The following is a 12,924-nucleotide window of genomic DNA, read 5'->3' on the forward strand; positions in this document are numbered from 1 at the left end:
AGCAGTACGCGGATGTGCCGCGCTTGTTGCTGATCGCTACCAAGTCCGATCCCAAGCATTTCTCGCTGGAATGCTCCTTGCTGGTGGAGGGCGAACGCCTGCCGCCGCAGTTGATCAAGGATTTGCAGCCGGATTGGGCTTTGAATTTCTGAGAACCTGTTCAAAGTCTGCTGCGCTTCGGCGAGACGGCGTTGAAACCGAGCTCAAAATGCTCATGGACCACGAGTACATTCCGCTTTTTCTCTCGTTTCCGCCTTGTCCCGCCTTAGTTCGCGAAACCGTGAACAGGCTCTTAAGCTTGTGTCGGTCACGTTCTCCCATTATGCGTCACGGTGACAGAAATTCAAATTTCGTCACCGTGACAATAAATTCCCGCATGCGAACCAACCCAACTGGCGTGCAAGCCTTGGAATTAATATGGCAAAGGGATGCTAAATTTTTTGTTTTTGGATTAAAATTTAGAATAAAGTAAACATGTGACAGGTATTTGCATGGCATTATTTGTCGAGCTCGCCCTGCTGGGCGATAACCTTAGCAACACTGGCTGTCCACAGCCGGAAGCAACGATCTAAATGACCAACAAAAACATAAAACTACACAATCAACGGCTGCCCCAGCACCTGCTGCGGGCCAGAGAATCGGTCATGGCCTACTTCCGCCCGATTCTCAACCGTTACGGGGTGACAGAGCAGCAGTGGCGCATCCTGCGGGTGCTAGAGGATTTTGGCGACCAAGAAGCCGGCGTCATCGCCGAGCGGGCCTGCATTCTGCCGCCCAGTCTGACTGGTATCTTGGTGCGCATGGAGAAAGCCAGCCTGATCCACCGCCAGCGCGATCATGTCGACAGCCGGCGGCTGATCATTTCCATTTCCCGCGACGGGCGTGAGTTGATTCAGCAGATTTCTCCGCTGGCGGAGGACTGTTATCAGCAGATTGAGAACCACCTCGGTCAGGACAAGCTGAACCAGCTGCTGGCGCTGCTCGGTGATCTGGAAAAACTGCCGGCGCCGCGCGCGGGCTGATCAAGCCTCGGGAGCCGGTTCCCATGCTGGCTCCGACAAGCGCCCGGCGGGATCCTGGCGGTAAAACAGCTTGAGTTGCTCGTAGATCTCGGGCAGATCCAGCCGCAGACGATGAGGCAACTCGAAAAAGGCCTCGCTGAGCACGGCGAAATATTCGGCGGGGTTTTCCGCCGCATACGGATCCAGCCAGCCGGGATCGACGCCGCGGTCCAGCATGCGGCAGAGCTGCCGATATCCTTGCGACCAGACGCGGCTCCACTGCATCTGGTTCATGCCCTTGTGCAGCGGCGGAGAACCATTGGCAATGCCGTTGAGCATGTCCAGCTTGTGGGCGATTTCGTGGATCACCACGTTCCAGCCATCCAGTTGCTCCGATGCGCGCGCGTCCGGCAAGGACAGAATCACCGGACCGTCCTGGCGCGCCTGGCCTATCAACACGCTCTCGCTCTCGTGCTGCAAGCCTATTCCGTCCATCCAGATATCCCGCGCGACAAACGGCGATGGATAAAGCACCACATCGCTCCAGCCTTCCAACGCCTCCTTGCCCAGGTTCATCGCCGGCAGCGCCATCTGCAACGCCACGCTGGCGCAGGCGCGCGGACTGAGCCGCGCCCCATCCTGGCCGGAGAAATTCTTGCCGCGCAACACCCAGCCGGCCAGCTCGCTCAGCCGCCGCCCTTCCTCCTGATCCAATCCCGCCAGCAGCGGCATCCGCGCCAGTTGCTCGCGCAACACGGCCTCGGTTTCCGGTGCGGTCTTGCCGGCCAGCACGCGGCGAATCCAGTCGATCACCATGAACTCTCGTTCCGTTTTGTCGTCTCTCATATTTTGAGGGCGATTTCACGCATTTCAATGTGCGCCCCGTCTGCTCCGTCGCAAGACGTCAACGTTCCGCTTTCGCCGCGCCGCCAAGGGCTGGCGCCTCAGTCAGAATTCATAAAACAAACGGGGGAAACAAATCATGAGCCTGCCTTGGCCAACGCTGGCGCTCAATCCTTTGGCGGCATTCGGCATCTTGCTGGCGCTAGGGGTGATTGGCGGCCAGATCGCAGTGCGGGTGGCGCGCCTGCCCGCCATCGTCGGCTATGTGCTGACTGGTCTGCTGATAGGCCCGCACAGCTTGAGGCTGCTGAACGAACAGCTTTTGCAGCAAGCCTCCATTTTCGTGCATCTCGCCCTGGGCATCGCATTGTTCGAGGCCGGTCGCCGCGTGGACTTGCGCTGGCTGCGAGTGGAGCGCACCCTGCTGCTGACCACCCTGCTCTATTGCCTGCTGACCTTGCTGGGCCTGTTCGCCGTTCTGCAGCTGTTTGGTTTCGGCCTGGCCGCCAGCCTGATGTTGGCGGCACTGGGCGTGGCCACATCGCCGGTGATGACGCTGGAAATCGTCAGGGAGTCCAATGCCGACGGCCAGGTCAGCGAGCGCCTGTTGGTGGCCACCGCGCTGTCCAATCTGGTGGCCCTGCCCTGCTTCGCGCTGGCCCTGTCATATGGGCATTTGTCCGGCAATAGCGGAGTGGAAAACGGCATCCTGCTCCCCGGCTGGCTGACGCTGGCATCCTGTGGCCTGGGCTTGGTGGCCGGCCTGGCGGCGATACAGCTCAACCGTTGGCTGGGGGGGCGACAGCGTGAATCGCAGAAAGTCATGCTGCTGGGCCTGATCGCGCTGGTGGTCGGCGTGGCCGACATGCTGCAGGTGTTGCCCTCGCTGGCCTTGCTGGTGGCCGGCCTCGCCACTCGCAATCTCAAGCACGGCCACACCGTGACCGAGCGCGGCGTGATGTCGTCGGCGCAGATTTTCACCGTGGCCTTCTTCGTTGCCGCCGGCGCCCAACTGGCGCCGCAATCGTTGGCCGAGTTCTGGCCGCTGGCACTGGCCTGCCTGGCGCTGCGCACCGCGTTGGCGATGCTGATCTGGTGGCTGGCCGCCGGCGCCAATGGCTTGCCCAAGCGCCATGGTGCTTGCCTGGGCCTGGCGCTCAATTCCTGGTCCGGCGGCACCGCGCTGCTGATGAGCCTGGGCGCGGTGTCCCTGGGCGCGGCCGCTTCCAGTTTCAGCGGCGCGATGATGTCCATCCTAGTGATCAACGAATTGTGCGCGCCGGTACTGACCCGGCTGGCCCTGAAGCTGGCCGGCGAAACCCGACCGCAGGAGTGAGAATATGCTGGAATTCACGAACAGCCAGCCGCTGACCTTGGGGGTGGAACTGGAGCTGATGATCCTCAACCGCCGCGACTACAACCTGACCCGCGGCTCGGACGATCTGCTGCTGCAGGTGAACCGCCAACAACATGGCTTCGACATCAAGCCGGAAATCACCCAGGGCATGATAGAGATAGGCACCGCGGTGCATAGTGACGTCAACGCCATGCTGGAAGAAATCCTGGCCATCCGCGCGCTGCTGGTCAGTAGCGCGCGTAAACTGAACCTGGGCCTGGCCGGTGGCGGTTCGCATCCGTTCCAGCACTGGGACGAACAGCGCATCTATCCCAAGGAGCGCTACCACTTGGTGTCCGAGCTATATGGCTATCTGGCCAAGCAATTCACCGTCTACGGTCAGCACATCCACATCGGCTGCCCGGACGGTGACAGCGCGGTGCGGCTGACTCATTATCTGGCACGCTATATCCCGCACTTCATCGCGCTGTCCGCCTCCTCGCCGTTTTACCAGGGCGTGGACACCTTGTTCCAAACCTCGCGCCTGACCAGCGTCAACGCCTTCCCCTTATCCGGCTGCATGCCCTGCGTCAACAGCTGGTCCCAGTTCAACGACTACTTCCACCGCATGGCCAATCTGGGCATCGTCGCCAGCATGAAGGATTTTTACTGGGACATCCGGCCGAAACCGGAATATGGCACCGTGGAAATCCGCATCTGCGACACGCCGCTATCGGTGGAGACGCCGGTACTGCTCGCCGCTTATGCGCAGATGCTGGCGCATCGTTGCCTGGGAGAAAGCCAGGATGAAGTGTGCCAGGAACATTACCTGACCTATAGCTATAACCGTTTCCAGGCCTGCCGCTTCGGTTTCGATGGCATGCTGGTGGACGCGGGCAACAATAGCCAGGTTGGACTGCAGGAGGATTTGCTCAATACCTTGAATCAATTGCAGCCGCAAGCCGAGGCGCTGGGCAATCAGGCACAGTTGACCGCTCTGCGCCAGCGGGTGCTGAAGCGCCAGTCCGACAGCGCCTGGCTGCGTCAAGTGTTCGACGGCAGCGGCTCCTTGTCCGAAGTGGTACGACAGCAAAGCGAACACTGGATGTACGCGGCACCGGGAGTGGGCGTAAACTGAGCGGCTCAGCCATTTGACTATTGTCGCCATGCCCTTTGAGCTCCCCGCCCTGCCCGATGCCGCGTTGCCGGCGCGCTACTGCATTTTCGACGGCCAGAAGATCCTGCTGCTGGAACGGGCGCTGCCGGACGGCCGCGCCGGCGGCTGGCCCTTGTCCCAGATCTTGTTCATCGGCGTGCACGACGGCCACAATCTCTACTTGGCGGAACTGGTGGGCGCGCCGCCTGCCGGCTGCGAATGGCTGCCCTTGCGGCCGGCGCTGCTCAGTCTGCCCTCTGGGCTGACGCCCGCCATCGCCCGCGCCGCGCAGATCCGTCAGTTCCAACGCACCCACCGCTATTGTGGCCGCTGTGCTGGACCGTTGCTACAGCGCTTGGACGATAGCGGCAAGCGCTGTTCCAGTTGCGGCCAGCTCTACTACCCCAAGCTGTCGCCGGCGATGATGGTGGTGATCCATCGTGGCCGACAGCTGCTGCTGGCGCGCAGCCCTCATTTCGTCCCCGGCGTGTACAGTGCGCTGGCCGGCTTTGTCGAGCCCGGCGAAACCTTGGAGGAGTGCGTGCACCGCGAAGCATTTGAAGAGGTGGGCGTGCGCATCAAGAATCTGCGCTATGTCTGCTCGCAGTCCTGGCCCTTCCCCCACTCCTTGATGCTCGGCTTTACCGCCGAGTACGACAGCGGCGAGATCACACCGCAGGAAGGCGAGATCGAAGACGCCGGCTGGTTCGATATCGATGCCCTGCCGCAGACGCCAACCCCGATTTCAATCGCCTATCAATTGCTGAATCACACGGTGGCGTGGCTGCGCAACGGCACCGCCAATTAGCCTGCCGTGCTCAAGGCCGTCCATCCAGCCTGGCGGCGGCCAGTTGTTGCCGGTTTCTCCTGCGCCAGGCCATGATGGCGAAACTGGTGGCAATCACCGCCGCCAAATAGCCGCAGCCGGAAGCGGCCAGGCTGACAAGCGCATCTATCATCGCCCCTAGACCGGTGTGCAGTAGCGCAAGGTTGTCGGGGTCAAGCGCTGCGGCAAGGCTGAAATAGGCGGCGGGAATCGCCGCTTGTATCAACAGTACGCGCGCAACCGGCCGGCCGCCGCGCCTCCATAGAACCAGCAACGCTATCTGCCAGAAGATGGGGGCGGCCAGGAGAATCAGCGCAAAGATTAGGATGGCCATATGGGGTGGGTTTTCAAGATGCTCGTCGAAAAGAAGTGGTTTGATGCGCTACTGGCCCGTCAATCAAAATAGCCGCTGGCGAGCGCCTCTTTAAACGCCTCGGTCCAGGCCACCGGCAAGGCACTCAGATGCAGGCTCTTGTCTGTTGAGAGCTGAAACACTCTAATCTCTTCATGCTTGAGGTTTTCAGTCCAGCTCCTGGGCAGGCTGATTGCAAACGCAAAATCGTCAGGATCCAAGCCCTTGCCCATCAACGCGGATTTGATCGCATCCCGGTCCTTGGTGGGCAGCTGATTGAAATACATGAAGTGGACCATGGCAATGGCTCTCGAATCATGGCGATCAGCCTGGATTTTGAGCCTTTTGTGCGGGGATAGCTAGCATGTTGGGCTGCCAGCGGCGCACACGGGCCATATGCTCCTCGGCAGTTCGTGGACGGTCATTGCCCTATAGTGCCACCGGCCAAAAATGGCCAAGCAACCAGCGCCCTAGCCCACAGAACATGGCGCCACGAGGGGCGTGAACTGCCGGCAGCGCGCTGATCTATCTACGACAATCAGGACCCGCACCTGCTATCTCAATCCATCCGAAAGCTGCACAGGGAAGAAGCCGACTTCCCCGCCCCCTGCCGCCTCAGTAGCCCGCCTGCACGCTTTTTCGCATGCCGCCTCAATGTCGTTATCGTGCCGCTCAATGCTCGAGTTGAGCCATTGCCAGATATATCAATTACTCCATCGATGCTGACCCGACTCCCATCAATTTAATCGTGTTGGCGCAGTTGTGTCAGTAGCGTTAGCTATCGGGCGACCCTAAATACCTAACGCCTGTCAGCCCCACTGCCTTCATCATATAAAAACCAAAATCCACACAATCTACACAAAAACGCAACCATTACTTCGCCAATCATTAATAAAATCCTGCGTTATCCGAAAGCAAGGATTCATTTAAATGAAGCTTATGGCTTTTTTTAAAGCACGCCCAACCCTATTTATTTTATGCAACTCAATAATATGGTTCCTATTGAACGTTGTAGCATTCCCAGTGCTAGATCCATATGGAGACATGATTGAGGCATTCGCATTCACGCCCAACTTTGAATGGGGAACATTCAAACACCCTCCTTTAAGTGGATGGGTTTCCAATTTGTGGTTTTCCATTTTCCCTCACAGCCATCTTTATGCCTATCTTCTTTGCGCAGCAAACCTAGCACTAGCCATGTGGGGGGTTATGTGGCTGGCCAAACTATGGCTTCGCGCTGATCAGCAACTAACAATGCTCATATTGCTTAGCCTGACACTGCCCTTCAGTACATTGGCCTTTAAATTCAATGCGAACTCTGTTCTTTTACCCATTTGGCCGTGGATTGTTTACTTCTTTGAAAAAGGGGTTCGCTCCGGAAAGATTGTTGATGCACTTTGCCTTGGTCTATTTGCAACTTTAGGCATGCTCGGAAAGTACTACACAGGCGTTCTACTATTATCAATTTTCATAGCCGCAGCAATGACGGTAGAGGGTCGAAAATGGCTGCTATCAACAAGCCCTTGGATATCACTTGCGACATTCAGTACAACCATGTCGCCTCATGTCTTATGGTTTATTCAAGCGAGCGGAGCCACTCTAAATTATATTGGTCGCAATGCAAGTACCACTGTCGACATACTGCATTTGATATCATTCTCCATATCCCCCTTATTGTATGCTGGTTTTTCCTGGCTAATAATGCTTTGGATCAGCGAGAGCGATGGCTTTCTCTCTTCAAGCCGAAACACTCTCCAACTGGCAAACAAAAATGACAGACTATTCTGGATAACAATTACCCCCCTAGTCATCACATTGCTTTTTGCGGCGACTGGCTATGTGAAACTTGCAATACACTGGGCAATTCCTTTGGCATTTATTTATCCATTGTTTTGGCTTGCAAGACCAGTCAAATTAAATAATATTAGATTGAAAAAATTAGAAAAATTCGTTCCAATGTTTTGGATTTTTGCTACTGCCATTTCAGTATCTTATCTTGTTTGGCAAGATTATTCATTGGATGAAAACTATTACACAAATGATGAGGGCATCGCCAAAGAAATTGCTCGCGACGCACGAAGAAATGGAATAGAAAATCTTGCTTGGGTAAGTGGCGGCTGGCCTGAGGTTGCAATCATTCCATTTTTTGCAGACACCAAGACTGTTGCGCTTCCAGCAATGCCAAACATGCTACCTCATGGCGTGAGCAAAATCCCTCGCTGGGAAGAAAAACGCGGAGCCATTCTATGCAAATCAGACGATGAGAAATGCCAATCAAATGCCGCCAAGTGGCTTTTGAAACAGCAACGCACCCCAATTAAGCGCAATATTTCATCCCAAAAAACCGGGTATTTTTCTCGTCAATCTGCAATAACAAAATACTGTGTATATTATTTTTAAGAGAGATTCAATTCAAAGGGGGGCTGCTCCGGCTTGAAAGAATGATGGACTGAACAAGCTCCACACCCTCTATTACCAAGACCCGCCAGCAATACCCATTTGCGCTAGATGGACACGACCGCATCTGGCGAAGATGAAACGAAAAGCAGAGGACTCCGTCGCTGCTTCGTTGATGAGGTGGAGTGGCGCCGAAAGAATCGAGGCATAGTGCCGCAGGGTCATGCAGGCCGGCGGTGAGGCAAATTGAAAATCGCAGTCTGACCCTGGATGCGTTATGGTTGCAATTCCGACGCAATTAAAAAAGCCCAGCCATGTTTTACATGCTGGGCTTTTTTCATGGCCATTACGCCAATTTACGCCAAATCAACGCTAAGTGCTTGATTTAACTATAGGTATTGGTGCCGGCGGCAGGAATCGAACTCGCGACCCCCTGATTACAAGTCAGGTGCTCTACCAACTGAGCTACACCGGCGAAGAGAGGCGTATTATGTCGCGCCTCAATGGCTTTGGCAAGCCGTCAACGCGCCTTTTTGGACGCTTTTTTATGCGTCTTTTTAGCGCCCTTGACTACCTTTTTGTTTTTGCTGGTTTTTTTAACCGTGCTTTTTTTTGCCTGCGGTACGCGCTTTGCAGCTTTGGCGGCACGCTGCTGCTTGTGAGCTGGCTTGGCTGCCTTGCCGTGGCGCGCCTGCTTGGCGCTGATGGCCTTGGCCTGGCGTTTGCTCTGCTTGGCGGTTTTTGCCTTGGCCTTGCTTTTGGCCTGACGCGCCGGTTTGGCTTGTTTGCCGGCGCGGACGGATTCGGTCGGCTGAATGGTTTTGACCGGGGCGGCCTTGCGCGCCGGCTTGCTGGCCGGGGCCATCTGTACATCGCCCGGTAGCGGCATGTCTTCGGGTTCGGCCAGGCTGGCCGGGCTGATCAACGCCAGGCTCAGCGCCAGCGCAATGGAATGGGTTGCGAATTTCATGATCAGGGTCTGGGACTTTCTGTGCTGGAACGGCCGGCGCAGCGCGCCGCCAAAACCCGCATACTAGCATGCGCCGCCAGGGTGGCTTAGCGGAAATTGACAGCCGCGGCAATCTTGCCGCAGTCCTGCCTGGCGATACGCTTTTGCCTTGCAAGGCGACATTGTGCGACCGCATATGCTATACCCCAAGCATGATGCCAATGTAATTGCACCCATGGCCGCTTGCGCAAATCACTCCCCCTTCCCTGCCGCACAGGAAAACCGCATGCCCCCGCCGAAAATCCTGCTCGTGGACGACAGCGCCACCAATCGCCTGACGGTCAGCACCCTGATCCAGGATCAGGGCTATTGCTGCGATCTCGCCAATAATGGCGAGGAAGCGCTGGCTCGCTGCCGGGAAACCCGCTACGACCTGATCCTGATGGACATCATTATGCCGGTGATGAATGGCTTGCAGGCCACGGTGGAGTTGCGCGCGCTGTTTGGCGAGCACTGGGTGCCCATCATTTTCCTGACGGGCCTGAGTCAGCAGCAAGACTTGATCGACGGGCTCAAGGCCGGCGGCGACGATTATCTGACCAAGCCGGTCAGCCCGGAACTGCTGGCGGCCAAGGTCCAGGTTTTCCTGCGCATCGCCAAGATGCAGCAGCAGATCAATCAGGACGCGGTGCGCCTGGAACATTACTTCCTCAGCAACGAACGTGAACAAAGCTATGCGCTGGAGCTGGTGGAACGCCTGAACCGGCAGCAATTGGAACTGCCCGCCCATGTCTGGCGCCATCTGCGGCCCGCCTCGCAATTCAATGGCGACCTGATTTGCTACGCCCGCGCCGACGAGCGCGAGTATCTGATGTTGGCCGACTGCACCGGCCACGGACTTACCGCCGCGATTAGCGCGATTCCGGCGGTGGAGTGTTTTTATGATCTGGCGCAAGCGCAAACGCCGCTGAGCGACATCGCCGCCGCCATCAACGACAAATTGCACCGGCTGCTGCCCTTCGGCCGCTTCGTCGCCGCCATCATCGTCGCCATCGATGCCGACAGCCAATGCCTGCAGGTCTGGAACGGCGGCATTCCCTGCGCGCTGATGTTCGATGCCGCCGGACGCAAGATCAAGCACTTCCGCTCGGAGCACCCGCCGCTGGGCATACTGGAGGCCGGGCAGTTCGACAAATCGCTGGAAAGCGGCAGACTGGGAAGCGGACACCGGCTGGTGATCAGCTCCGACGGCATTACCGAGGCGCGGGCGGACAATGAGCAGATGTTCGGACTGGACGGCGTGGTCAAGGCGGTGGAAACCGGCTGGCCTGATCGGATCGGCGATAGCGTGCTGCAGGCCTTGCAGCGCCACCGCCAGAACGAGGCGATGCTGGATGACGCTTCCTTGCTGGTGCTTAGCGCGCCACCCCAAATCGTGCGCGCGGAAGCGAAAGCCCCCTCATCCCAGCCGGGATGGCAGGACGTTTGAGCGGGCGATGGCGGGCGCGCCTTGATTCCACGGCGGCGCGGCAACATAATTCGCAATTTTCATATGACGCCACCCACCGCCATGAACATAGCATTTGAGCGCCAGCCACTGCCCCTGCCGGGCGGCCATGACAAGGTCTTGCTGCACTCATGTTGCGCGCCCTGCTCCGGAGAAGTGATGGAGGCGATGCAAGCCACGGGCATCGACTTCACCATCTTCTTCTACAACCCCAACATCCATCCGCTGAAAGAGTACGAACTGCGCAAGAACGAGAACATCCGTTTCGCCGAGCAGTTCGGCATTCCCTTCGTCGATGCGGATTATGATCGCGACAATTGGTTCGCGCGCGCCAAGGGCATGGAGGATGAGCCGGAGCGCGGCGTGCGCTGCACCATGTGCTTCGACATGCGTTTCGAGCGCACCGCCCTGTACGCGCATGAGCACGGCTTCCCCGTCATCACCAGCTCGCTGGGGATTTCGCGCTGGAAAAACATGCAGCAGATCAACGACTGCGGCGCGCGCGCGGCCGCGCGCTACCCCGGCCTGATCTATTGGGACTACAACTGGCGCAAGGGCGGCGGCTCCGCGCGCATGATAGAAATCAGCAAGCGCGAACAGTTCTATCAACAGGAGTACTGCGGTTGCGCCTATTCCCTGCGCGACAGCAACCGCCAGCGCCGCGACAGCGGCCGTCCGGTGATCCGCCTGGGCGTCAAATACTACGGCGACGAAGACAGCCAGGCCTGAGGCGCGGCCGCCTCGCTCTCTATCTCCCGCGCGTAGCGCACCAGCGCCTGCAAGATCTGGGAGAAGCGATGCGCGGCCAGACTCCCGTCCGAGGGCGTGAGCCAGGTACTGCTGATTTCCAGCTGAATGGCGGGCACGCCCAGCCGCGAGGCGAATTTGGCGATGGTCTGGTGCTTGGACGCGGCGAAGTAGTTGTCGGAGAGATTGAGCACGCCCTGCCCTCGCAAACGCTGCTCCAGCCGCTGTCGCAGCCAGGGCTTACCCAGGAGCGAAGCCCCGTTCAGGGTGCCGAAATCCACGTCGTAGGGCCGGTAGGGATGGCTGCCGTGCAAGTCCAGCACCAGCAAGGGACGCTGGTCGGCAATCAAAGCCGCCAGCTTGCGTTTGAAGGCGTTGTCGTCTTCGTAATTGGGGTCGGACGGCGAGGCGCGGGTGGTGTAGATCGCAGTGGCGCCGGCCAGTTGGTGCAACATCGCCGCCAAGGCCGCGGTGCCGCCGCCATCGGAGAAACGGTATTGCCCATCGCGAAACGGGCTGGTGGCGTGTGGTGCGGTGACGATGATGGGACGAGAACCCTCCAAAACCGCGAACCACGGCTCGCCGTTTTGCGGCGGCCTGTCCTTGGCGGCGTCCGCTTCCTGTTGCAACTTGATGGCCTCGACGATGTGGGCCGGTTCGATAACGGCCCGTTCCGGCGGGGTCTTGCCGATGGCGGACGCCGTCGATAAGACCAGAATCAGAATCCCCGCAGCCCATCCGCTTCTCATCGCCCTCCTCCTGATTCTTGCCCGATTATTGCTGGACCGGGGCGGCGCGGCTTGGTTCTGCGCGCCGACCCGGCAAGGCCGCGCTAGCGCGCAGGCTTTCGCGCGACGAGCAGCAGCAAGGCCGGACGGCGCGCGTGCGGCCGTAAACCGTCCCGATATGCCAGCGTCTGCGGGTCCGGCGCGGGCTCGCCCAGGTGAAGCAGTTGGAAGCCGGCGTCCAACAAGCCTTTCACATAGCTTTCCACCGTGCGGTGCTGCTTGATCACGCCGTCGACGAACCAGCGGCTTGCGCGCGCGTCTTGCTGGAAATACGCGTCCAGCGTCCAATGCGATGGCTCGCCCGCCGCGTCCAGCGCCCAGCCCTGCGGGCTGGCGGTGCAAATGGGATGCTCCACCGTCAGCGCGAACACGCCGCCTGGCCGCAGCGCGGCGAACACGCGCGCCGCCACCGCGGCGTAATTCGCCACATAGTGCAGCGCCAGCGAAGACACCGCCAGATCATAAGCGTCGGCGGGCGGCTGATAGTCCTCGATGGCCGCGCGCCGGTAATGAATCGCTGAATCCTGGGTACGCGCCCGCGCCTGTTCCAGCATGCGCTCGGACAAGTCCACCGCGGTGACGCTGGCCGCGCCCTCGCCGCGCGCCCAGCGGGCGAAATCGCCGAAACCGCAACCCAGGTCCAGCACGTCGGCGCCGGCCAGCGGCGGCAGCGCGCCGCGCAAGGCGGGCTGCTCCAAAACGCCGTTCAGCCCGGTGTCGCTGTCGCGCAAGGCTTGGTATTGGGAGAAAAAGATCGGATGGTCGTAGATGTTTTGCTGCATGGGGAGGCTCCGTAAAAAATCTAAGAGCCTGTTCAAAGTCTCGCGAGCAAGAGCGAGACAAGGCGAAAACAGCAGAGAAAGCGGAATGTACAAGTAGTACATGAGCATTTCGAAGGTGTTTTCAACGCCGTATCGCTGAAGCGCAGCAGACATTGAACAGGCTCTCAGAAGCGCGCTTCCATCCCCATCCGTATGGTCCGCCCCGGAATCGGCATGCTGACCACCGCTCCGGTGTCCACC

General features: G+C 58.8%; 13 protein-coding genes and 1 tRNA gene. 7 read left to right on the forward strand and 7 right to left on the reverse strand.

All coding sequences use genetic code 11. The annotated features are described in order from the left end of the window. Positions 1–572: 572 nt before the first annotated feature. The gene (hpaR, locus tag VI26_RS20900; RefSeq protein ID WP_048411708.1) at positions 573–1,022 is read left to right on the forward strand and encodes a homoprotocatechuate degradation operon regulator HpaR; all 450 of its coding nucleotides are present in this window, start codon (positions 573–575) and stop codon (positions 1,020–1,022) included. Here hpaR and VI26_RS20905 read toward each other — a convergent pair whose 3' ends face one another. Further along, entirely contained in the window at positions 1,023–1,817 is a 795-nt protein-coding gene (locus VI26_RS20905) for a zinc-dependent peptidase (RefSeq protein ID WP_082151190.1), read from the reverse strand. A 166-nt stretch (positions 1,818–1,983) separates the two neighbouring features. On the opposite strand from VI26_RS20905, the gene VI26_RS20910 reads away from it, so the two are divergent. Genes VI26_RS20910 through nudC form a run of 3 tightly spaced genes read left to right on the forward strand, consistent with a single transcriptional unit; the run spans position 1,984 to position 5,144 of the window. Further along, a complete protein-coding gene (locus VI26_RS20910) occupies positions 1,984–3,180 on the forward strand; it encodes a cation:proton antiporter (RefSeq protein ID WP_048411709.1) in 1,197 nt (398 codons plus the stop codon). Positions 3,181–3,184: 4 nt separating this feature from the next. Continuing rightward, the gene (locus tag VI26_RS20915; RefSeq protein ID WP_048411710.1) at positions 3,185–4,318 is read left to right on the forward strand and encodes a YbdK family carboxylate-amine ligase; all 1,134 of its coding nucleotides are present in this window, start codon (positions 3,185–3,187) and stop codon (positions 4,316–4,318) included. A 28-nt stretch (positions 4,319–4,346) separates the two neighbouring features. Further along, positions 4,347–5,144, forward strand: coding sequence for an NAD(+) diphosphatase (nudC, locus tag VI26_RS20920; RefSeq protein WP_048411711.1), 798 nt, complete (start codon positions 4,347–4,349; stop codon positions 5,142–5,144). Positions 5,145–5,154: 10 nt separating this feature from the next. Here nudC and VI26_RS20925 read toward each other — a convergent pair whose 3' ends face one another. Both VI26_RS20925 and VI26_RS20930 read right to left on the reverse strand, forming a co-directional pair. After that, positions 5,155–5,496: a hypothetical protein gene (locus VI26_RS20925; protein ID WP_048411712.1), complete on the reverse strand. Its 342-nt coding sequence runs from the start codon at positions 5,494–5,496 to the stop codon at positions 5,155–5,157. Positions 5,497–5,555: 59 nt separating this feature from the next. Further along, entirely contained in the window at positions 5,556–5,813 is a 258-nt protein-coding gene (locus VI26_RS20930) for a hypothetical protein (RefSeq protein ID WP_048411713.1), read from the reverse strand. 631 nt (positions 5,814–6,444) lie between these two features. On the opposite strand from VI26_RS20930, the gene VI26_RS24095 reads away from it, so the two are divergent. Further along, on the forward strand, positions 6,445–7,914 hold the full coding sequence (locus tag VI26_RS24095; RefSeq protein ID WP_082151191.1) for a glycosyltransferase family 39 protein: 1,470 nt from the start codon (positions 6,445–6,447) through the stop codon (positions 7,912–7,914). Between the two features lie 396 nt (positions 7,915–8,310). Here the strand turns inward: VI26_RS24095 and VI26_RS20935 are convergent. Beyond that, positions 8,311–8,386 (reverse strand) — tRNA-Thr (locus VI26_RS20935). 45 nt (positions 8,387–8,431) lie between these two features. Next, positions 8,432–8,881: a hypothetical protein gene (locus tag VI26_RS20940; protein ID WP_053074567.1), complete on the reverse strand. Its 450-nt coding sequence runs from the start codon at positions 8,879–8,881 to the stop codon at positions 8,432–8,434. 265 nt (positions 8,882–9,146) lie between these two features. On the opposite strand from VI26_RS20940, the gene VI26_RS20945 reads away from it, so the two are divergent. Continuing rightward, a complete protein-coding gene (locus tag VI26_RS20945; protein WP_048411714.1) occupies positions 9,147–10,349 on the forward strand; it encodes a SpoIIE family protein phosphatase in 1,203 nt (400 codons plus the stop codon). 81 nt (positions 10,350–10,430) lie between these two features. Beyond that, positions 10,431–11,096: an epoxyqueuosine reductase QueH gene (locus VI26_RS20950; RefSeq protein WP_048411715.1), complete on the forward strand. Its 666-nt coding sequence runs from the start codon at positions 10,431–10,433 to the stop codon at positions 11,094–11,096. Here VI26_RS20950 and VI26_RS20955 read toward each other — a convergent pair. Then, entirely contained in the window at positions 11,069–11,863 is a 795-nt protein-coding gene (locus VI26_RS20955) for a hypothetical protein (RefSeq protein ID WP_053074568.1), read from the reverse strand. The genes VI26_RS20950 and VI26_RS20955 overlap by 28 nt on opposite strands. An 83-nt stretch (positions 11,864–11,946) precedes the next feature. Then, positions 11,947–12,684, reverse strand: a complete 738-nt coding sequence (locus tag VI26_RS20960; protein WP_048411716.1) for a bifunctional 2-polyprenyl-6-hydroxyphenol methylase/3-demethylubiquinol 3-O-methyltransferase UbiG — start codon at positions 12,682–12,684, stop codon at positions 11,947–11,949. Between the last annotated feature and the right edge of the window lie 240 nt (positions 12,685–12,924).

This window comes from Chromobacterium sp. LK1 (assembly GCF_001043555.1).
Taxonomy (GTDB): Bacteria; Pseudomonadota; Gammaproteobacteria; order Burkholderiales; family Chromobacteriaceae; genus Chromobacterium; species Chromobacterium aquaticum.